The organism is Shewanella sp. MBTL60-007, from assembly GCF_019654915.1.
GTDB lineage: Bacteria > Pseudomonadota > Gammaproteobacteria > Enterobacterales > Shewanellaceae > Shewanella.
This window is the reverse complement of the sequence record NZ_BPET01000047.1, coordinates 26,052-47,601: the sequence shown is the minus strand read 5'-3', so window position 1 is coordinate 47,601 and position 21,550 is coordinate 26,052. Positions and strand designations below refer to the sequence as shown.

Genomic DNA, 21,550 nt, shown 5'->3' with positions numbered 1-21,550 from the left:
TAAAACTGGTTGAATTTATCTTGTGCATTTTGCCAAAGAACAATATTTATCAATACGGTCATTAACAAACTGAAAATAAAAGCAATATATGTTATAGGGTTACATTTCAAACGACAGCTCCTCAAGCGAGTGCTGTAAAGCTTGAATGTTGCCTAGCAGAGCCACTTTATTATCTGTATGTTCGGATAATATTTCATTTTCCATTTTTAGGTAACGACAAATTCCTCTATGTTTGTGGTGTAACGCACTAATTTTATCGGGATCTTCACTCGAAGTCAGACAGACATCATGATGCAATTGTCTAAGTTCTTCAGATAACACTTGGTGTAAATGAACCTGAGTGCTCGAGTCAAATTGATTAAAGAATAGTGCTAACTTGTCATTAATACACTGGCTAGCAGTTCGCATATTTTTGCTCCCTCTGACGGTTATAACTATTGATCCAAGGAATGAGATAACGGCCTTCTATTGGCGGACTGATGAAGTAACCTTGAGCACAATGACAACCCATTTTAAGGAGACGGTTTTGAATAGCTAAAGTTTCAACACCTTCTGCAACGACTTTTACATTGAGATTTTTTGCCAGCGCAATGATAGATTCCACGATAGCTTGGTGTTGCGGATTTTTATCAAGATCAGACACAAAATCTTTATCAATTTTTATCTCTTCAAATGGTATAGAATCTAATCGATCCAGAGTTGAATAACTTTTACCAAAGTCGTCCAGTGAGATTGGAATATCGTTAATGATCAATTTAGCTATAGCCTGTAGTGCTCTATCTTGATTGATAGTTTGCTGAGATTCCGTTAGCTCGAGCATAAGCTTAATATCAGCATTGCATAGACGTTTATCAATAACGTAATCGATAAAGTCATCTGATAAGAGATCATTAGCACTCATATTAATTGACAATCGATATTTTTTTAGAGAATCAAATAAGTGCCACTGGGATAACGCTTGGCTGAGTACGAGCTTTGTGAGTTGACAGTTAAGGCCTGCATCTTCAACTAAAGGGATAAATTTATCAGGATAAATAAAACCGTCACCTTGAATGCACAGCCTAGATAGGACTTCAAAACCAACGAGCTTACCCGTTGCTATCTCAATTTTTGGTTGATAACAAAGAAACAGATTATCTTCGTTCATCAGTGATGTAATGTTGCCTGAATGGCATACGGGCGTTTCAATATTCAGTTCAGGTTTGGGCTGAGTTTGATTCTTTTTTGCGATCACCGAAGCGTAAATTTCCTTGGTATTTACGGGCTTTTGAAAGACACCAATCAGATTCAAACTAAAGCTGTTGGTTATATTGCCAACAAGTTCAAGTGTTCGTTTATCGGAAGAACTGACAATCGCTAAAGGGATTTCACGGCTACGAGTCGTAGCCATGTGATTAATTATCGCAAGACCATCACCGTTTTCCATTTTCAAATCGGCAATGACTAGGTCGAATTGTGTGGAGACATCTATGGGGCTTTCACTTAGTATTTTTATCGCCGTATTGCCACAATCTGCTTCTTTAAAGTGGAATAGGGTAGATGACGCAACTTGACAAAACTCCCGCATAATAATTTCTCTAATAAAGGCCTGATCGTCAACAATTAGAATGTTCATGAGTTATCTCCTTTCTCGTCAGAGGCTAGGAAGCTCACAAGTTGTTGTGGAGTAATCACTGCCAATTTTAATAGAAAGCGGTTAGCCATTAGTTCTGATCGACTAAGTAAAAATGAATGGATCTCAACTGTCATGTCGTTTAAGTCTATGTTTCTCACTTTGAAGGGCTCTAATTTAGCGGTGTTTAGTTTCTTAATTAAATTTTCATCACAGATACTAAAACAGAGATAGCGTAGGTGTTTTTGTTGCGAAAACTTGTTGATATAAGTAGACATAATGCTATTTTCGACCTGTTTAGTAGCACCAGCTGAAGACAAGATCAGCATTGTGTCATGACTGTTTTTGTCACATCTGGTGATAATTTGGCTTAAGTCATTATTGATATTAATTAGCTCAAGTACATTTTGAGACGTTGTCTCTATATAGAGGCTATGACCGATAATTTGGTCGTTGTAGGCTGTTGCAATGGAGATTCTTACGTCACTTAAACTCTCAAACTTCTCTAAAGGAGGTTTTAGTTTTAAGCTGGGATTACCTTCATAACGTAAGATCATTTTTAATACTAAATAAAAACTATCATCGTTGAGATCGATCGTTTCGATTTTGTAATTGTCATTTCTATAATAAGGATGGTTTGATTTTTGTTTATCAGAATCACTTGTTGTGACAAGGTGACTGCACTCTTCCAGAAATTTTTCATCACTCCTATAGATGTTAGTGAGTTCTTTATCATACAGTTCGACAATTTCGGCTTGTTTTGCCAAAGAGGGGATATTAACGCCTCGTTCCCAGCGACTTACAGTGATGGAATCTAGATTATAAAATAGACTGCTATGTTGACTAAGGTGTAAGCATAGCTGTTCTTGTGATAAGTCGTTATTCAAGCGCAGATTTTTTAGGAATGTTGAAAAGACGTGGTTTTGCTTGCCTTTTGAGTAAGAGTAATTGGTAAAGGTCATAACGCGTTCCATTGGTTTTACTTAATTGTGTTAATAGTCCCATATATTGTTCTTTATTTATGCCGTCAATGCGCTCTGGGTACAGTTCGGTATACATGATCCACACGCTATGTTTGCTTTCATTAAAATAAAGTCCTGTTACTCTTTCATTTGTCATGCTCTCACCAGTAAATCAGTCGGTAGAATGTACCGATGATTGAATGTAAAACATTAAAATTTTTAACAACATGGCAAGTTCATACAGGAGCATTAGTGAACATGCCTAGCGAGAACAAAATTAAAGTTTAGATATGGGAGAATAAGATTAGAGTTTACGGCTCTTGATTAAGTGTTTAAAACAGAAGGTAAAAGTAGAGGCGACCTCACCTGAGATTGCTTATAATTGTTTTTAATGAGCTCAAACATGTTAAATTTCCTGCCTTAAATTTGTTAGCAAATTTAGAGTGTAACAGACTTAGTAAGTGAAGTTGGTGTGCTGTCTGTGATTAGCAATCAACTCTTTATGTCAACGAAATGATTGCCTTAGAACTCTATTTACTAAGGGATTGAATCCTAGCATTATTGTGCCTTTGGGCTTTTTACCCAGTTAAAAAATAACGTTAACTTTACCTAAGCCGTCCATATCGTTTGGGCGAGCCGCCATATAAAAGCGTAAAAATTTCCATTTTAGCTGGCAAATTCAAACACCAGTTACCTTTTAGACTTTACTCCTAGGTTGTTGATAATTTGCTGGCTTAGTTTTAATGGTTTGTATTTTGCGGCAGTGTTGTCGACAAAGTACACCGTTAGTCGAGCGGTGAGCCATGAGACGATTCCCCCTGAAATCCAGCCATCGACTTGAGCATAAATCCAATTTTGGCGCTAGGAGCGAGAGTTTTACCTCCAAGGGATAAATAACGCTTTGATCATTAATTAAAAACCGCTACAGTTTTTTCCTGTAGTACTCCGGCCACTTAGGGGCCAGCCAGAGTAACTCTTTTTTTAGCTCCTCAATAATGGCGTTAGAGGCTGTTCAATGCGTATAGAAGATCTGAAACTTTTTACAATTGTGGTCAAGCTTGGCAGTTTCACTGCTGCAGCTACGGCTTTAGATCTGCCCCGCGCAAACGTAAGTAGACGGATAGGCGAGCTTGAGAAGTCACTCAATGCCCAGCTATTTTTCAGAACAACGCGTCAGTTACGTTTAACCCAGCATGGGGAGATCTATTACCGAGATCTGCTTGAGGTATTAGAAGGGCTCGAACAGGCCAAGAATAAACTACTCGATATCAACGAAAAGCCGATTGGCAAGGTTAAAATTGGTTTTTTGCCTGAAGGGGACGAGGCGTTGCAACCGGTTCTAGCTAAGTTCCAGCAACTTTACCCCGATATCGAGATCGATCTGCGTATTACTAATAACTACGCAAATGACATCTATAGCCAAGGTTTAGATTTTGTTATTTATGCCGGTAAGCTCCATGATTCGGGCTTCATTGCGAGACGAATATTGAGTCTTGGCCGAGCAATCTACGCGAGCCCGGAATATCTCAACCTTTACGGCGTCCCTAAAACCTTAGCAGATCTGAAAGACCATCATGCGATCTGCTATCGCTGGCCTGATGGAACGCTCGATAACAGTTGGGATTTGATCTCGGATACCGTCAAGATGAGCTGCCGCTTTAGTTGTAATCATATGGGGTTTGTTCGCCGAGCCATTGTTGGTGGTCAAGGTATTGGCTTTATGCCGCCCTTGTATGCCGTGTCTGCAATTGAGTCTGGAGAGCTGGTTCGGGTGTTACCTGAGTATGAGTCAAAGAAAGAGGATGTCTGGCTTATCTATCCTGACAGGAAAGGTATAAGCCTTACCACGCGGTTATTGATTGATTTTCTGTTACAAGAACTGCCTGAACTCATAAAATTGTAATGATATTCGTGACAGTCTTGTGCATGTAATGCCGATTATCTAATTAGCTTAAACACTTACACTCTCCCACATTAACTCATTTGGGAGCGTGTAATGACGGTTTCTAGTAAAACATTCGCCAGCCTTGGCCTCACTTCGTTATCTATTTTTATACTTGCTGGCTGCAGTGATGCGCCAGCACAGACTCAAGTACAGATTCAAACACAGGAGCAAATACCGTCTTCAGTCGTCCAACGTCCTGTGCAAATCATGCGCTTAGGCGATAAGGCAGAGAGCAATTCGAAACAATTTTCCGGCGTATTAGAGGCAAGCCAAGCGGCACGTCTAGCGTTTAGAGTTCCAGGTACCATTGAGAAAATCTTAGTTAAGACTGGCGACAAGGTCGTCAAAGGGCAAGTGCTAGCAAGACTCGATCCTCACGATTACCAAGTCACAGTGGTTGAGCTAGAAGCGCGACTGGCCGAAGCAAAGGCTTCACATCAGTTAGCAAGCGCCGAATTAGCTAGGGTTAAGCAAGCGATAGCAGATGATGCGATATCTCAAGTCAATTTAGATAGAGCAAAAAGTGGTTATAAGCGCAGTCTAGCCATGGTTGATGTGGTGACGCAGAATTTGATAAAAGCGCAAGACGCATTGGCATACACCGAGCTTAAAGCGCCTTTTGATGGCGTGATAGCATCTCAATCTCAAGAAACTTTCGAGCAAACCTCACCAGGTATTTCTCTGTTTTCCATTCATCAGCCATCACAGTTAAAGGCAGTGATAGACGTACCGGAAAACATGATGGCTTCAATCAATGATCTGCAACCTGTATCAGTGAGCTGGTTTGGGAATGATAAACCTTTGACCGCAACGTTTAGTGAAATGAATACCCTTGCCGATCCCATTAAGCAAACTTACACAGTGCAATACACCATAGATCAAGCTAATCACACACTGATGCCTGGCAAATCGGTAACGGTTTCCGTCGATATGAAAATGACTTCAAATCAGTACTGTATTCCATACAGTGCACTTGTTAATGGGGGAGATGATGAGCCCCGCAGTGATGAGATTGCTCAAGGAAACCTTGGTCAGGTCTATACCCTAGAGCAACAAAAAGTCGTGGTGAAGCATATCAGGTTTAAAGCAATGCAAAAATCCTGCGTTATTGCAGAGGGAGAGCTTAAGCAGGGCGATGAACTCATTGTTAGCGGTGTCGACTTCCTAAAGCCTGAGCAAGTGATTGCTCAGACACTTGTAATGTCTGCGAGTTACTAGGAGTTATGATGAATTTAGCTGAATTTGCCATAAAACAACGCGTATTTGTGCTGTTCTTTAGTGTCCTATGCGTCATCGTAGGACTCATTTCCTATTTTGAACTCGGTAAGCTTGAAGACCCGTCCTTTACCGTTAAGAGTGCTGTTGTTGTCACTCTCTACCCGGGCGCCTCGGCCCAAGAAGTGGAGCAACAAGTAACAGATAAAATTGAGACTAAGCTACAAGAGATGGGTTCCATGTGGAAGTTACGTTCACTATCGCGCCCAGGTAGCTCCATGATTTTTATCGATCTTAAGGAATCGACCCGCTCAAAAGATTTACCACAGGAGTGGGATCTGCTCAGGCGAAAAATGAACGATGTAAAGCTGTCACTACCTGCAACGGCACAGCTTAGTATCGTTCAAGACGAATTTTCTGAAGTCTATGGCATGCTCTTTAGCGTACATGGTAAAGATGCCGATCCAGAAGCGCTACGCCAATATGCCAAAGAGTTACAACGCCGGCTAAAGACTATCGAAGGCATTAAAAAAATTGAGCTGCATGGTGTGCAGCAACAAGCGATCTATATCGATCTGCCTGATGAGCGCTTAGCTCAATATGGGATCTCTTCGGCGCAAGTCATTAATCAGTTGGCCACTCAAAATCTCACCTACGACAGTGGCAGTTTCCCTGTGGGGGCTGAGCGGATCCGAATCAATCAAAGTAGTGCGTTTAAAAGCATACAAGATATTAAAGATCTGACCATTAAAGGCGGGGCAGGAAACTACAGTACAGGGCTAATTCGTCTTGGTGATATCGCTGAAATCAGCTTGGGCTATCAAACTCCGGCCACCAGCATGAGTCGCTTCAATAGTATGCCGGGCGTTACCTTAGCCGTGAGTCCTGTAAACGGGATTAACGTGGTTAGCCTAGGAGAAGAACTTACTCAAATTATAGAGGACTATGGGCAGACGCTTCCTGTTGGCATTGAAATAGGCACCATCGCATTTCAACCGGACGAAGTGAATGCGTCGATAGCTGATTTTGTTACTAATCTGCTAGAAAGCGTGCTGATAGTATTTGCTGTGCTACTTATCTTTATGGGTTTTAAGAGCGCGACAATCGTTGGTAGCAGCCTGATGTTTACCATTTTGCTCACGCTTATCTATATGTACATTGCTGGGGTCGATCTGCAGCGGGTATCCCTTGGTACCTTCATACTCGCGCTGGGTATGTTGGTTGATAATGCCATTGTGATCACCGATCTCATCATAGTGAAGCTTAATAAGGGCATGGAGCGGACTCAAGCGGCCATCGATGCGGTGAAAGAAACGTCAAAGCCACTCCTTGCTGCAACCGTGATTGCTATCATGGGGGCTACACCAGTACTGTTCTCAAAAACCGATGCGGGGGAGTTTTCAAGCTCAGTCTTCTTGATTATTTGCTCATCATTGCTATTTTCCTGGCTGGTGGCCGTTACCTTAACGCCGCTGTTATGTTGGTTATGGTGTAAGCCCTCTAAAAACAAACAACAAGCCGAACAGAAAGTCAGTCGCTATCAGATGTTGATTAAATGGACTGTGATGAATCCACGTAAGGCTATCGGTTCTGTCATTCCCTTATTACTGATCACTGCCATGGCTGCGCCTTATGTTGCTATCAATTTTATTCCAAGCTCAGACAGGCCTTTAGTATTCCTAGATTACTGGTTGCCAAACGGTGCCAAAATTGAGCAAACCTCCGCTGACATGAAAAAAATAGAAGGCTGGCTGCTGCAGCAAGCGGAAGTCTCATCAGTCTCGAGTTATGTCGGTGCAAGTGCGCCTCGCTTCTCGGTAACCGTTGAACCTGAACCCTATGATTCAAGCTATGGTCAAATTGTCATTAACGTCAAAGATTACGAAGGTATTAGCGAATTGAGTCAGCGAGGAGATCTATGGTTGGCTCAGACGTTTCCTAATGCGGAGCCACGTTTTCGCTCTCTAAAACTTGCGACGAAAGACAAGTTTAGCGTTGAAGCACGCTTTACCGGAAGTGATCCTAAGGTGTTGCAAGATTTATCAGAGCAAGCACAAACTATTATGAAGCAACACCCCAATGCTAAATATGTAAGGGATGATTGGCGTCAACCGAGTAAAGTTATTACACCTTTGATAAATCAAGAAAAAGCGCGTTTGGCTGGCGTGAACCGTACCGATATCTCATTGGCAATCAAGCGAGCCGCTGAAGGGGTACCTTTAGGAACACTCAACCAAGGCGATCAACTTATTCCAATTAACTTTAGGAGCCCTCACAGCGATTTAAGTCATTTGGAAACCTTAACCGTGCGTTCACTACTGGGCATACACAGTGTTCCTCTCGGTCAAGTTGTCGATGGTTTTGAACTTCAATCTGAGCAGAGCGTGATTTGGCGTCGTGACAGAGTGCCAACAATTACCGCCCAAGCCGATGTGTTCGGTGCAACACCAGCTCAGGTGCGAAACCAAATAAAAGATCAAATTGAAGCGATACCTCTACCAGCGGGTTACTCGTTTGAGTGGGGCGGCGAGTACTATGATGAAAACCGTGCTATTAACGATACCCTAAACCAATTACCAAAGGCCTTGTTGATGATGGTGATAATCATGGTCGCCATGTTCAATGGTTTTAGGCAACCTGCCATTATCTTAATCACCTTGCCATTGGCCACTATCGGGGTGATCTGGACGTTGTTACTGCTCGATAAGCCTTTTGGATTTATGGCACTGATTGGTGCAATCACCTTGATGGGAATGATCGTTAAAAATGGCATCGTATTAATGGATCAGATTGAGCTAGAGCGTGCAAAGAACCGACCTATCCATGAAGCGGTGACGGTAGCCACGGTCAACCGAACCATGGCGATCTCTATGGGGGCGTTAACCACGGCTCTGGGCATGATCCCATTATTATCCGACAGATTGTTCGATCAGATGGCTGCCACCATTATCGGCGGCCTAGCCGCGGCGACAGTGTTATCTCTGTTTATTATGCCAGCGTTTTACTGCCTATTTTATCGAGATAATGCGCCTAAGGAGGCGCAAGACAATAGCCAAGACAAAACCCAAAACACGTCGCAAAACCAGCCTCAGGAAAAGACTGCAATCTATTCCTCACAGGAGCAAAACTAATATGAAAATGTCTACATTAGCCCCTGTGGCCATTGCTATTTTACTAACTGGTTGCGCCGTTGGGCCACAGTATGAAAAACCAAATGTACAGTTAGACAGCGAATACCTATATCTAGCTGATACAAGCCCTGAAGCAACAAACCTTGCGTTGAACAAACAAGCGCAGAGTAAACAGGCAAAAAGTCAGCACCAAGCTGACTATTGGTGGCAGCAATTTAATGACCCTGTATTAAATGAATTGGTGAGGGATGCTCAGCAGCAGTCGGTACCGCTCAAGATCGCAGCCGAGCAGATCCGTATGGCGCGTTCCTATCAAAGCGCAATCGAGTCCTTTAAAGTGCCGACTGTTAACTTAGGTGCTGGCTTCGCCAATTATCAACTCAGTGAGAATGACCCCTTGCTGGGCTCGGCGATTACCGCAGTCAATCCTATCAATGGCAATAAACTGGGTTTAGTCGATGATAATAACAGTGCTTTTTTTGCTGGAGCGAGCATCGCCTGGGAGCTGGATCTTTTTGGCCGCATCGACAGTCAAGCCAATGCGGCTGCGATAAGAAAAGAGCAGGTGGTGATAATGCGTGAAGGGCTCACCACACTGATCACATCCGACGTCATTCATAATTATCTACAGCTACGAGGCGCTGAGGAGCGAAAACAAATAGCACTTAATACCATAGAAGATCAAAAAAAGACCTTAAGGCTTGTTGAGCAGATGGTAAAAAGTGGCTATGGCTCCTCACTGGATAAGGCGCGGGCTGAGGCGATGTTAGCGGCAACTCAAGCCGTGGTGCCGCAACTCGAAATTGCCAAAAATGTTCATAAGCAGCGCTTGGCTTTTCTATTAGGCGAAACGCCGAAGCAGATAGAACAAAGAATAGGAAAGCAAAGCTCGCTACCTGATTTTGATGGGATCATTCCTACTGGTTTACCCTCAGATCTACTGAATCGAAGAGCCGATATCCGTATTGCTGAGCGTGAAATGGCCGCTATAAGCGAAGAAAGGGCAGCTGCGGTTGCCTCACAATATCCTAAAGTATTTCTCACTGGCGCCCCGGGCGTCTTGGCAAAGGATTTTGACGATCTTTTCAGTAGTGATTCAATATCTTGGGCGGCAAGTATCGGTATAAGTTGGAATGTGTTCGATGGCGGCCGAGGTGATGCCATTGTCGATATGCAGCAAGCTAGATTTGATATGAGCGTATTAAGCTACCAGCAGTCGGTCATTGGTGCATTTGGCGAAGTCGAAACCCTATTGCAGGGCTATGGCTACAGTCAACAGTATGTCGAGCGGGTAACTTATGCGGCCGAGGCAACCAATATTGCAGTCGACAAAGCTAAATCCCTTTACCGAGCAGGCTTGAGTGATTATCTGTCGATCTTAGATGCTCAGCGTCAGCAAAATGCAATGAAAGATCGCATTGTCACAGCTAAACTGCAAACCGCACACCTAACCGTGGGATTGCATAAAGCATTAGGAGGCGACTGGCACTTAAACAGTAAGGAGCAACCAAATAGTAAGTCATACTAGCGCCAATCCATAAGCTGTTTAAATCAATAGACTGCTTAAATAAATAGTCTGTTTAAACCAATAGACCGCTTAAACAGAGATGCAGTGCATAGCGCTGCATCTTTCTTCCCATTTAAGATGCGGCTGTTGAGTACTGTTTTAACGCTTTAATACCGTACGACAAAGAGCATTTCCTCTTCCTTCGCTCTTTGGCCAGTATCAGTCAACTCAATGTACTTATTTTGGCTAAACTCATACATTGCCTAAACTCACAACCAAATTTAAAGCCAAACCTACGGCCATGCTATTGGCAAAGGCATAAAAGCGTAAAGATTTCCGTCCTACCTAGCTAATTTATCCCCTAGTTGTCCCTTAGACTTTACTCCTACTTTGTCGACAATTTGTTGGTCAAATGTTGACTATTGATGTTTAACTGGCTAGATTGTCGACAATCAATCGAAAACTAATATTGCGTTGGGTGATGACATTTTTTAGCGAACAGCCTGTTACAACGGCGGACAAAACCTTTTACCAGCTACGAAAAGCGATCGTAGAGGGAGAGATTTTGCAGGGCTCTAAGCTAAGTGAAACCGAGTTGTCGACAAAATACGCCGTTAGCCGCGCGGTGATCCGAGAAGCGATAAATCGCCTCGAAGCCAGTCATTTAGTTGAGCGTAAAGCCAATGTAGGCGCAAGAGTTGTCAGTTTAAGTGCCGAAGGGTTACTTGAGTTGTACCAAGTTCGTGAGTCGCTTGAAGGCATGGCCGCAAGACTTGCCGCGATAAATATGTCCGATCAGGAAATAGCCGACCTGCAAACCTTGCTCAATAGCCACTTCAACGAAGTCAAATCCGGTCAGTCTTATTATCAAGAGGCAGGCGATGTCGACTTTCATTATCGAATAATTCTTGGCAGTAAAAATAAGCATCTGATTTCAATGCTACTCGATGGCATTTATCACCTAGTGCGTATGTATCGGGTGCAGTTAGGTATGAGTGGTCCTCGGGTGACCACCGCTTTTGATGAACATAAACATATTGTACAAGCCATCTGTAATCGCGATGCCGAACTCGCAGAAATGCTGATGCGTCGTCATATCTTGTACTCCAAGAACAGTATTGAAAACAAATTAGAACACACAATGCAGTAGAGGCTTTTGCTTAAGCTGGCTAGTTGTAAATGTATAAAACCTAAAAATTGACAGCGATAACACCATCTTTAATCGCAATAAAAGCAGAAATAAAGATGAGCAATAAACATAAGGAATAACACATGAGTGCAGGTAAGAAGTTTCGTGAGGCGTTAGCCGCCAACAAGCCGCTACAGATCGTCGGTACCATTAATGCTTACTCAGCCATGATGGCAAAGAAGATTGGCCACCAAGCGATTTACCTCTCTGGCGGCGGTGTAGCAAATGCCTCTTATGGTCTTCCGGATCTCGGCATGACATCACTCAATGATGTACTTGTTGACGTGCAGCGTATTACTTCAGCTTGTGACTTACCGCTAATGGTTGATATCGACACAGGTTGGGGCGGCGCGTTTAACATTGCTAAAACTATTCGCGACATGGAAAAAGCCGGCGCAGCAGCAGTGCATATGGAAGATCAAGTAGCGCAAAAGCGCTGTGGTCACCGCCCAAACAAAGAGATTGTGTCTACAGAAGAGATGGTAGATCGCATTAAAGCCGCGGTTGATGCTCGCACCGATCCTGATTTTTTTATCATGGCGCGTACCGACTCATTCGCTCAAGAAGGGTTAGAGGCTGCAATCGAGCGTGCTAAAGCTTATGTTGCCGCAGGTGCTGACGGCATTTTTGCAGAAGCGGTGAAAACTGAAGAGCATTACCGTGCATTTGCCGATGCCCTTGATGTACCTATCCTTGCCAATATTACTGAGTTTGGCCAAACAGAATTATGGAATAAAGAGCAACTAGGTGAGTGGGGCGCATCAATGGTGCTGTATCCGCTAAGTGCTTTTAGAGCCATGAATAAAGCGGCTGAGATGGTGTATACCTCAATTTTAGAAAATGGCGATCAAAAAGCGGTTGTTGATTCAATGCAAACCCGCATGGATCTATACGATTACTTGGGTTACCACGATTACGAGCAAAAGCTAGATAAGCTATTTGCTGAAGGCAAAAATCTGTAAGTCAACTTTAATAGCTAACAAATTCAATAAGCTAAAGGTTGTGAACTTAAGCTTTAAAGTAACATAGTTAACCACATAGATTGTAAACAAAAGGCAGTACCTTACAAACGTTAGTGTGATGGATAAGCGCTAACGTAATAAATATAAAAAGCCCGCGGTTAACCCTGACGGGCCAACAAATAAAAGGAAGAGAGCAATGGTTGATAAAAAGTTAGGTGGAGCAGGTCTACGCGGACAAAGCGCAGGCGAAACAGCTTTATGTACAGTGGGTAAGTCAGGTTCGGGATTAACCTATTGCGGTTATGACGTAGCAGATCTTGCCGATAACGCATCGTTTGAAGAAGTAGCCTATTTACTGTTTAACGGTGAATTACCTAATCAAACTCAGCTTGATCACTATAAAACTGAGCTTTTCGCTCAGCGCGATCTTCCACAAGCGTTAAAAGAGGTCTTACAACGTATTCCTGCTGACGCTCACCCAATGGATGTGATGCGTACAGGTTGTTCTTTTTTAGGTAACCTAGAGCCTGAAAACGACTTTAGCGAGCAAAACAAAGCGGCTAATCGCTTACTAGCAGCGTTTCCTGCCATCATGTGTTACTGGTACAAGTTCTCTCACGAAGGTGTTGAAATTGACTGTGTGACTGATGAAGATTCAATTGGTGGTCACTTTTTACACCTACTTAATGGCAAAGCGCCATCTGAGCAACACCGCCGCGTAATGGATGTGTCGCTAATTTTGTACGCCGAGCATGAGTTCAACGCATCTACCTTTACCGCTCGAGTGTGTGCATCAACTTTATCTGACATGTTCTCATGTATCACTGGCGCAATCGGTACATTGCGTGGCCCACTGCACGGTGGCGCTAACGAAGCAGCAATGGATATGATCCAAAAGTTCACATCGCCAGCGGATGCAAAAGAACAAATGGCAGGCATGCTTGCACGTAAAGAGAAGATCATGGGTTTTGGTCACGCAATTTACCGCGAGTCTGATCCACGTAACGTGATCATCAAAGCATGGTCTGAAAAGCTAGCACATGAGTTTGGTGATACCTCACTTTACGATATCTCAGTCGCTTGTGAAGAGTTTATGTGGGACACCAAAAAGCTGTTCTGTAACGCCGATTTCTTCCATGCTTCTGCATATCACTTTATGGGCATTCCAACTAAGTTATTTACGCCTATCTTTGTTTGTTCACGCCTAACAGGTTGGGCTGCCCACGTAATGGAGCAGCGCTCAAATAACCGTATTATCCGCCCAAGCGCGGACTATACCGGTAGCGAGCCACGTACGGTGACACCTATTAGTGAGAGATAGAAGCTAGAACTTAGAGACTAGAACGTGACTACGTCACTGCTAGAGCGTCGCTACGCTCCTGCTAGATCCTATACAGTCAAAAGCTTAAATGAGTATAGCTCTTATCTTTTGATTGTATAGAAGGGCGTAGCCCGCTCTAGCCGCGCAGCGTCCTAGAAGTGAGCTTGCGAACGCTCTAGCACCTAGGGCCTAGAAGCGAAGCGTCCTCGAACCTAGTACCTTATCTTAGCTTTTGATTGTATAGCAGGGCTCTTTTAAGAGGTATTAGCCCGTTCTAGCCGCGAAGCGTCCTAGCAGTGAGCTTGCGAACGCTCTAGCACCTAGAACCTTGCACCATATTTAAACTGGAACGCATTATGACTCCAATGAATACGAATTACCGTAAACCCTTGGCCGGCACAGAGTTAGACTTTTTCGACACCGAGGCGGCCGTGAATGCCATTAGCCCAGGTGCTTACGCCAAGCTGCCTTATTGCTCTCGAGTGTATGCCGAGAACCTAGTACGCCGCTGCTCTCCAGACACATTAACCGCTAGCCTAAAACAGATCATCGAACGTAAGCGTGATTTAGATTTTCCTTGGTATCCTGCACGAGTGGTGTGCCACGATATTCTCGGCCAAACCGCATTAGTGGATTTAGCAGGTTTACGTGATGCAATCGCAGAAAAGGGCGGCGACCCATCAAAAGTAAATCCAGTGGTGCCGACCCAGTTGATTGTGGATCACTCGCTTGCGGTAGAGCATGCTGGTTTTGAAAAAGATGCATTTGAAAAAAACCGCGCCATTGAAGACAGACGTAACGACGATAGATTCCACTTTATCAATTGGACCAAAACTGCCTTTGAGAACATTGATGTGATCCAGCCGGGTAACGGCATTATGCATCAAATTAACTTAGAGAAAATGTCGCCAGTAGTGCAAGCACGGGGTGGCGTAGCCTTTCCTGACACCTTAGTTGGCACCGACAGCCACACACCGCACGTGGATGCCTTAGGCGTAATCGCTATCGGCGTAGGTGGCCTTGAAGCCGAAAGCGTAATGCTAGGTCGACCATCTTATATGCGTTTGCCGGATATTGTAGGCGTAGAGCTGGTGGGCGAACGTCAAAGCGGCATTACCGCCACCGACATTGTACTGGCAATCACCGAGTTTTTACGTAACGAAAAAGTCGTTTCAACTTATCTTGAGTTCTTTGGCGAAGGTGCAAGCAACTTAACTCTTGGCGATCGCGCAACCATCTCTAACATGACCCCAGAGTTTGGCGCCACAGCAGCCATGTTCTATATCGATGAAAAAACCATTGATTACTTAAAGCTAACTGGCCGTGACGACAAGCAAGTTAAGCTTGTGGAAACCTATGCTAAACAAGCAGGACTGTGGGCGGATAGCCTAAAAGACGCTGAATATGAGCGTGTACTGCGTTTTGATTTATCAAGCGTAGGCCGCAACATAGCGGGGCCGTCTAACCCACATCGCCGTGTATCAACAGCCGACCTAGCAGAAAAGGGCATAAGTGCGCCTTACGCTAACAAAGCGGAAGAGGAAGCAGGCTTAATGCCAGATGGCGCGTGTATTATTGCCGCCATTACCAGTTGTACCAATACCTCTAATCCACGAAACGTAATTGCCGCAGGTCTACTTGCCCGTAACGCCAATGCCAAAGGCTTAACCCGTAAGCCTTGGGTGAAAACCTCATTAGCACCCGGCTCAAAAGCAGTGCAACTGTATTTAGAAGATGCCAATCTACTGCCAGAGCTTGAAGCCCTTGGCTTCGGTATCGTCGGTTTTGCATGTACTACCTGTAACGGGATGAGCGGCGCATTAGATCCGGTTATTCAGCAAGAAGTTATCGATCGCGATCTTTATGCCACCGCGGTACTCAGTGGTAACCGTAACTTCGATGGTCGTATTCATCCATACGCCAAGCAAGCGTTCCTTGCATCGCCGCCTTTAGTAGTTGCCTACGCTATTGCCGGTACTATTCGCTTTGATATTGAAAAAGACGCTTTAGGCCAAGACGAACACGGCAATGATATTTTACTCAAAGATCTGTGGCCATCAGATGAAGAGATTGACGCAGTTATAGCCCAGAGCGTAAAACCAGAGCAGTTCCGCCAAGTGTATGAGCCGATGTTTGATATCAAAGTTGAATATGGCACCAACACCAACCCTCAATATGACTGGCGTCCACAAAGTACTTATATTCGTCGTCCGCCATACTGGGAAGGGGCGTTAGCAGGCGAGCGCACCATGAAAGGCATGCGTCCGTTAGCGGTACTGGGTGACAACATTACCACCGATCACCTTTCACCATCTAATGCCATTATGCTCGACAGTGCAGCAGGTGCCTATTTACATAAAATGGGCTTACCAGAGGTGGACTTTAACTCTTACGCTACCCACCGCGGCGATCACCTAACCGCGCAACGTGCGACTTTTGCTAACCCTAAGTTGTTTAACGAAATGGTGACCCAAACTGGCCGTAATGGTGAAGTTGAAGTCAAGCAAGGCTCTTACGCTCGCATAGAACCAGAAGGTGTTGAATCGCGCATGTGGGAAGCGATTGAAACCTACATGGAGCGCAAGCAACCGCTGATCATCATCGCAGGTGCTGACTACGGCCAAGGCTCAAGTCGAGACTGGGCAGCAAAAGGTGTACGCCTAGCGGGTGTTGAAGTGATTGTAGCCGAAGGTTTTGAGCGTATTCACCGTACTAACCTTGTAGGTATGGGCGTATTACCGCTGGAGTTTACTCAAGGTGACAGCCGCCATACTTATCAAATTGATGGTACCGAAACCTTTGACGTACATGGCGAGCGAACGCCGGGGGCATTGCTAACCGTGATCATGACTCGCCGAAATGGTGAAACCGTTGAGATCCCAGTTAAGTGCCGACTCGACACCTTAGATGAAGTCTCTATCTACGAAGCAGGCGGCATACTGCAACGCTTCGCCCAAGATTTTTTAGAGTCTTCAACTTAGTGAAGAGTCCTCAACCTAGTGGAGAGCCTTCAGCTAGTTAAGAGTCTTTAACACGAGCCTTTAGCTTAGGTTAGAGGCCGCCATATATCGTTACCTAGATGAGACACCGCAAGTACGTCCATGTAGGTTTTGCGATGACATCCATGTCATCGAAACTCATCTTAGTAACGATATAAGGCTACTTTAGCGGCTATTCAGCGCAGTTGATACTCATTGCAATAGCAGACAAACCAAGTAGCAATCAGATAAAAACATCAGCTTAAGTAATTGAGTGTTGAGTACTTGCCTATCAATCAAAAGCATTCAAACGGAAAAAACATGACCACTACAACGGATCAAAAACCAGTATTTGCCCCACAAATTAAAGTGCCAGCCACCTATATGCGTGGTGGCACCAGTAAAGGGGTGTTTTTTAACTTAACCGACTTACCAGTTGAAGCGCAGGTTGCTGGCAGCGCCCGAGATAACTTGTTACTGAGAGTCATTGGTAGTCCTGATCCCTACGGTAAACACACAGATGGCATGGGCGGCGCCACATCCAGTACCAGTAAAACCGTGATCCTCACCAAAAGTGATAAAGCCGATCACGACGTAGATTACCTGTTTGGTCAAGTGGCTATCGACAGACCATTTGTTGACTGGAGCGGTAACTGCGGCAACTTGACCGCAGCAGTTGGCTCGTTTGCTATCAGCAACGGTTTAGTCGACAGTAGCCGCATTCCTCACAACGGGATCGCGGTAGTTCGAATTTGGCAAAAGAACATTCAAAAAACCATCATAGCTCATGTACCTATCACCAATGGCGAAGTGCAAGAAACCGGTGATTTTGAGTTAGATGGCGTCACGTTCCCTGCAGCAGAGGTGCAAGTCGAGTTTGTCGATCCAGCCGATGGCGAAGGGGCTATGTTCCCAACGGGCAACTTAATCGATGATTTAAAAGTACCAACAGAGATTGTGCCAAGCGGCGTATTACAAGCCACTATGATTAACGCAGGTATTCCAACTGTGTTTATCAATGCCAGCGAGCTAGGTTATACAGGTGCCGAGCTGCAAGAGGCCATAAACGGCGATGCCAAGGCACTTGTCATGTTTGAAACCATTCGCGCTTATGGCGCAGTGCAAATGGGCTTGATTAAACATATCGATGAAGCCGCCACCCGTCAGCACACACCAAAAGTAGCGATTGTTGCAGCGCCTATTGATTACACCTCATCAAGTGGTAAATCGATTGCCAAAACAGATATTGACCTCAATGTTCGCGCGCTATCTATGGGCAAGCTGCATCACGCCATGATGGGCACAGCCGCAGTCGCCATTGGCACTGCAGCCGCAATACCCGGCACTCTTGTAAGCCTTGCAGCTGCCAAGAGCGCAAAAAGTGAAGAGAGCAGAGCAAGTAAACAAGCAAGCGGTAAAGCCGATGACAATGGCTTTGTCACCTTCGGCCATCCATCTGGCACCTTAAAAGTCGGCGCTGAAGCCGCAGAGGTTAACGGCAACTGGCAGGTAAACAAGGTGGTTATGAGCCGCAGCGCCCGTGTACTCATGGAAGGTTGGGTGAGAATCCCGCAAGGGTAAATCACGGCGTTAGCCTATATCAACAAAGCCACAGTTGTTGTGGCTTTTTTTGTGACTTCCGCTTTTGTCACTCATATTTTTGTAGCTTTTGTTTATGTAAGACAGCCCACAGTTTTATTTATATTTATCATCTAATTATTCCTTTTAAATCAATAGCGTGTTAGGTTATCGCCAAGCTGACTTTTAGCCATGTAAACTACACGAGCCAAAGCAATGGAACAGGCGCATTTGCAACGCAAGTGCTTATCAAAGGAATGAATAGGTGATACCCAAGTTGCAACCCGACCCGAATCTTAGTTTTTACAATCGCAATGCCGAGCAGTTAGCTCAGCAATATGATTCCAAGCCGTTTACTGAGGTTCACCAAAGCTGGTCTCACCATTTGGCCGATATTTTTGTCGCGCTTGCAGCTCACTCTTCAGCTAACTCTTCAACTAATTTACTGGCAACTCAAGCCCATGCGATTACCTACAGCCAACAGCTACAGATACTCGATATTGGTGCTGGTACTGGCAGAGATGCTAAATATTTAGCCGAGCTTGCCAATGCACAGCAACAAGTCACGGTTTATGCAGTAGAGCCAGCAACAGAGCTTGCGGCCATCGGTAAGCAGCACACCAAAGACCTAGCCGTTATTTGGCTCGAAGATACACTGCCTGAACTTAAACAGGTGACTGCAGCCAATATTAAATTTGACCTTATTTTGCTCAGCGCAGTGTGGATGCATATTCCTAGCGCTGAGCGTTTAACTGCACTTACACAACTCAGTCAGCTACTAGCACCGCAAGGAAAACTCATCATAACTTTGCGCCATGGGCCAAGTGGTGATGAACGAATAATGCATAGCGTCAGTATTCAAGAACTAGCTTTATTAAGTCAGCAGCTAGGGTTAAGTATCATTGACAGTATTAGCGCAGAAACAGATAAACTTGGCCGCGCTGAGGTGAGTTGGGAAACTGTGGTCATACAGTTCAGCCCAGCAGTAACAGCAAAAGCCACTGCGCAGTTCGATGCCAACAGCTTAAAAACGGCGGAGCAGGCCAAATGAAGCAATCTCCAAGTTCTTCAATAAGCGATACTACTATGCCATCGCCTGTTTCAGCTCAACTCACAAGCCCAGATATGAACTCAGCAATAAGCCCTGTTATAAGCTCAGTTAAAAGCGCCGATATTGATGCGCAAACACAAGTTAACTTTATCACTTACTTACAACGCTTATTGGTTGAGGGCGAATTTACCGCGACTTATAAGTTTGCTTTGCTCCACGCGCTAGCAGACATTTGTATTGAGCGGCCATTGCATAGCGATGTTAACGCTAATCTGCACGATGCATTAGACAGTGTGATCACCATAGATGAGTTAGTGGTGAAGTTTATCGAACTGTATTGGCAACACTCTTTGCCTTATAACGGTGTGGCTGATGAAGCATTTGTATTGTTGCAAAGCTCAAAAAAGCAGGCGAAGCTGATTCGAGTACTAGCGGAGTGCCGTTTAGAAGGGATTAGAACCCTGGCCGAGCTAATGTCTCATAAAAAATGGAAAACCATACATACAACCACTAAGAAAGTTTTATTAGATGGGCCTATTTGGCGCTTACAGATATTAGCCGCTAAAGAAGAGTGCTTCTATTACCCCCATGACAAGTCGCAAAAGCACATTGTTCTCAACCCAGGTATCGCGTTCTGCTTTAGACGCTTTTACGATTTAGTGGTCTCGCTCGCAAGGAACCATTGGACACAAAAAGTCAGTGCATTTCCGGCAAATTTTGCGGTATTGGGCGGCAAAGGCGACTTATCGCAGTTCCTTTTTGGCAGTGACAGAAACTCCATAATCAGTGCAAGACCGCTACTAACCGAGATCCAACAAGGCAAATGTTTTTACTGTAATAAACCGCTAAAAAACGATGGCAGCAATGCAGCCGAGGTGGATCACTTTATCCCTTGGGCGCGCTACCCAAACGATCTCGGCCACAACTTTGTTTTAGCACATCGTAGTTGTAATAACGCCAAGCGTGATCACCTTGCTGCTCAGCGCCATAAAGAGCGCTGGTATGAGCAAAACATCATAAATAACGCTGCACAAATCACATCGGAACTCAGCCAGTATTTTATTTGCGATAGTTCTCGCTCAGAAGCCATTACCGCTTGGGCGTATCAGCTAGCACACCAAGGTGATTCGCCATTGTGGGTAATGGGAAGGGAGTTTGAGACTTTAAAAGGCGTGGAGAGGTTGAGTTGATTTAGTGAGTTTTAGATATTGATTGGAAGGTTGCAAAGATGGTGATTGGGGAAGTTAGTTCTAACGAATTTCTGCCCCGAAATGCGTTTCGCTATTCAAAAGGTAAATAGGGCAAACAAAGCTTTGGCTTTAGAAAAGCTATGTGGCATGTTTTTCATAGTCCATAAGTTATGCTTGTCCTATCTTTTGATAACATAATGCATCCGCACAAGAACTGTTCATATAAACAGTTATAATAAAAATTGTGAATTTTCAGCATTATTTTGGTGTAACAAGGAAAGCGATTTACAGTTAACAACTGCTAAGTGACTGTTTAAAAACATTTCTCCCCAGTAGTTAAATCAAATCACGTCACAAATAAGTAAATTCTGGTTTTCACCATCAGCAAAGTCAGTGGATTCGCAATGAGGTGAATATTAAGTTGTTGATTTTAAGTTTATTTGTGGTTACCTTGTTCGCGTAGAATTAACTAGGCTGGCTGTTCTTATTCGGAATTCAGCCTAATATACTGTTATAACTCAAGGTCGAGATTGTGAAGTACAAACACTTCAAACCATTAGTTCATAATTTTACGCATTCTTTTATGGGTGGCTGCAATTTTCATGATGGTCGCTTTATCTTCGAAGATGTGTATGACTTAGCAATCAAACGATCTGGTCAAAAGGTCATTATTCAATGGCTACCAAAAACTGAACATCAGGACACTGAGCTTACTAAACGAGTTAAAGAGTCCATTAGATTTTACCAGCAATGGCTGCCTAAAATGGCAAAAGGATTAGGCGTTTCAATTGATAATTTAGTTGAATACCAAACAGAGGTGTATTTAACTAAAACTCGTCAAATTAATGTTCGTGCAATAGCTCTGGATGACAGAGGTAAAAGGTACGAATATTTTGTTTGGGTTTGAGT

15 protein-coding genes are annotated in these 21,550 nt (G+C 44.2%); 12 read left to right on the top strand and 3 right to left on the bottom strand.

Annotation, left to right across the window (positions count from 1 at the left end; all coding sequences use genetic code 11):
* Window positions 1-99 precede the first annotated feature (99 nt).
* The 3 genes from K5Q92_RS17080 to K5Q92_RS17070 are packed head-to-tail and all read right to left on the bottom strand — an operon-like array spanning window position 100 to window position 2,574.
* Window positions 100-408 carry a hypothetical protein gene (locus K5Q92_RS17080; RefSeq protein ID WP_220770127.1) on the bottom strand — a complete coding sequence of 103 codons (309 nt, stop codon included), beginning with the start codon at window positions 406-408 and terminating at the stop codon, window positions 100-102.
* Window positions 395-1,615, bottom strand: a complete 1,221-nt coding sequence (locus K5Q92_RS17075; RefSeq protein ID WP_220770126.1) for an EAL domain-containing protein — start codon at window positions 1,613-1,615, stop codon at window positions 395-397. The genes K5Q92_RS17080 and K5Q92_RS17075 overlap by 14 nt, the downstream gene beginning before the upstream one ends.
* Window positions 1,612-2,574, bottom strand: coding sequence for a helix-turn-helix transcriptional regulator (locus tag K5Q92_RS17070; protein WP_220770125.1), 963 nt, complete (start codon window positions 2,572-2,574; stop codon window positions 1,612-1,614). The genes K5Q92_RS17075 and K5Q92_RS17070 overlap by 4 nt, the downstream gene beginning before the upstream one ends.
* A 1,015-nt stretch (window positions 2,575-3,589) precedes the next feature.
* Between K5Q92_RS17070 and K5Q92_RS17065 the strand changes: the two genes are divergently transcribed.
* The 12 genes from K5Q92_RS17065 (at window position 3,590) to K5Q92_RS17010 (ending at window position 21,548) form a co-directional block, all read left to right on the top strand.
* Window positions 3,590-4,477, top strand: coding sequence for a LysR family transcriptional regulator (locus K5Q92_RS17065; RefSeq protein ID WP_220770124.1), 888 nt, complete (start codon window positions 3,590-3,592; stop codon window positions 4,475-4,477).
* A gap of 93 nt (window positions 4,478-4,570) precedes the next feature.
* Entirely contained in the window at window positions 4,571-5,737 is a 1,167-nt protein-coding gene (locus K5Q92_RS17060) for an efflux RND transporter periplasmic adaptor subunit (protein WP_220770123.1), read from the top strand.
* A gap of 5 nt (window positions 5,738-5,742) precedes the next feature.
* On the top strand, window positions 5,743-8,865 hold the full coding sequence (locus K5Q92_RS17055) for an efflux RND transporter permease subunit (protein WP_259649614.1): 3,123 nt from the start codon (window positions 5,743-5,745) through the stop codon (window positions 8,863-8,865).
* A gap of 1 nt (window position 8,866) precedes the next feature.
* A complete protein-coding gene (locus K5Q92_RS17050) occupies window positions 8,867-10,393 on the top strand; it encodes an efflux transporter outer membrane subunit (RefSeq protein WP_259649613.1) in 1,527 nt (508 codons plus the stop codon).
* Window positions 10,394-10,853: 460 nt separating this feature from the next.
* Window positions 10,854-11,522: a GntR family transcriptional regulator gene (locus K5Q92_RS17045; protein ID WP_220770122.1), complete on the top strand. Its 669-nt coding sequence runs from the start codon at window positions 10,854-10,856 to the stop codon at window positions 11,520-11,522.
* Between the two features lie 122 nt (window positions 11,523-11,644).
* Window positions 11,645-12,523 carry a methylisocitrate lyase gene (gene prpB, locus K5Q92_RS17040; RefSeq protein WP_220770121.1) on the top strand — a complete coding sequence of 293 codons (879 nt, stop codon included), beginning with the start codon at window positions 11,645-11,647 and terminating at the stop codon, window positions 12,521-12,523.
* Window positions 12,524-12,719: 196 nt separating this feature from the next.
* The gene (gene prpC / locus K5Q92_RS17035) at window positions 12,720-13,844 is read left to right on the top strand and encodes a 2-methylcitrate synthase (RefSeq protein ID WP_220770120.1); all 1,125 of its coding nucleotides are present in this window, start codon (window positions 12,720-12,722) and stop codon (window positions 13,842-13,844) included.
* A 365-nt stretch (window positions 13,845-14,209) separates the two neighbouring features.
* On the top strand, window positions 14,210-16,825 hold the full coding sequence (gene acnD / locus K5Q92_RS17030) for a Fe/S-dependent 2-methylisocitrate dehydratase AcnD (RefSeq protein WP_220770131.1): 2,616 nt from the start codon (window positions 14,210-14,212) through the stop codon (window positions 16,823-16,825).
* A gap of 318 nt (window positions 16,826-17,143) precedes the next feature.
* Window positions 17,144-18,403 carry a 2-methylaconitate cis-trans isomerase PrpF gene (prpF, locus tag K5Q92_RS17025; protein WP_220770119.1) on the top strand — a complete coding sequence of 420 codons (1,260 nt, stop codon included), beginning with the start codon at window positions 17,144-17,146 and terminating at the stop codon, window positions 18,401-18,403.
* A gap of 262 nt (window positions 18,404-18,665) precedes the next feature.
* Window positions 18,666-19,451, top strand: a complete 786-nt coding sequence (locus tag K5Q92_RS17020; RefSeq protein ID WP_259649612.1) for a bifunctional 2-polyprenyl-6-hydroxyphenol methylase/3-demethylubiquinol 3-O-methyltransferase UbiG — start codon at window positions 18,666-18,668, stop codon at window positions 19,449-19,451.
* Window positions 19,448-20,641 (top strand): HNH endonuclease domain-containing protein, encoded by a 1,194-nt coding sequence (locus K5Q92_RS17015; RefSeq protein ID WP_259649611.1) that lies wholly within the window; start codon window positions 19,448-19,450, stop codon window positions 20,639-20,641. Before K5Q92_RS17020 ends, K5Q92_RS17015 begins: the two co-directional genes overlap by 4 nt.
* 532 nt (window positions 20,642-21,173) lie before the next feature.
* Complete coding sequence (locus K5Q92_RS17010; RefSeq protein ID WP_220770118.1) at window positions 21,174-21,548, top strand: hypothetical protein; 375 nt, start codon at window positions 21,174-21,176, stop codon at window positions 21,546-21,548.
* Window positions 21,549-21,550 lie beyond the last annotated feature (2 nt).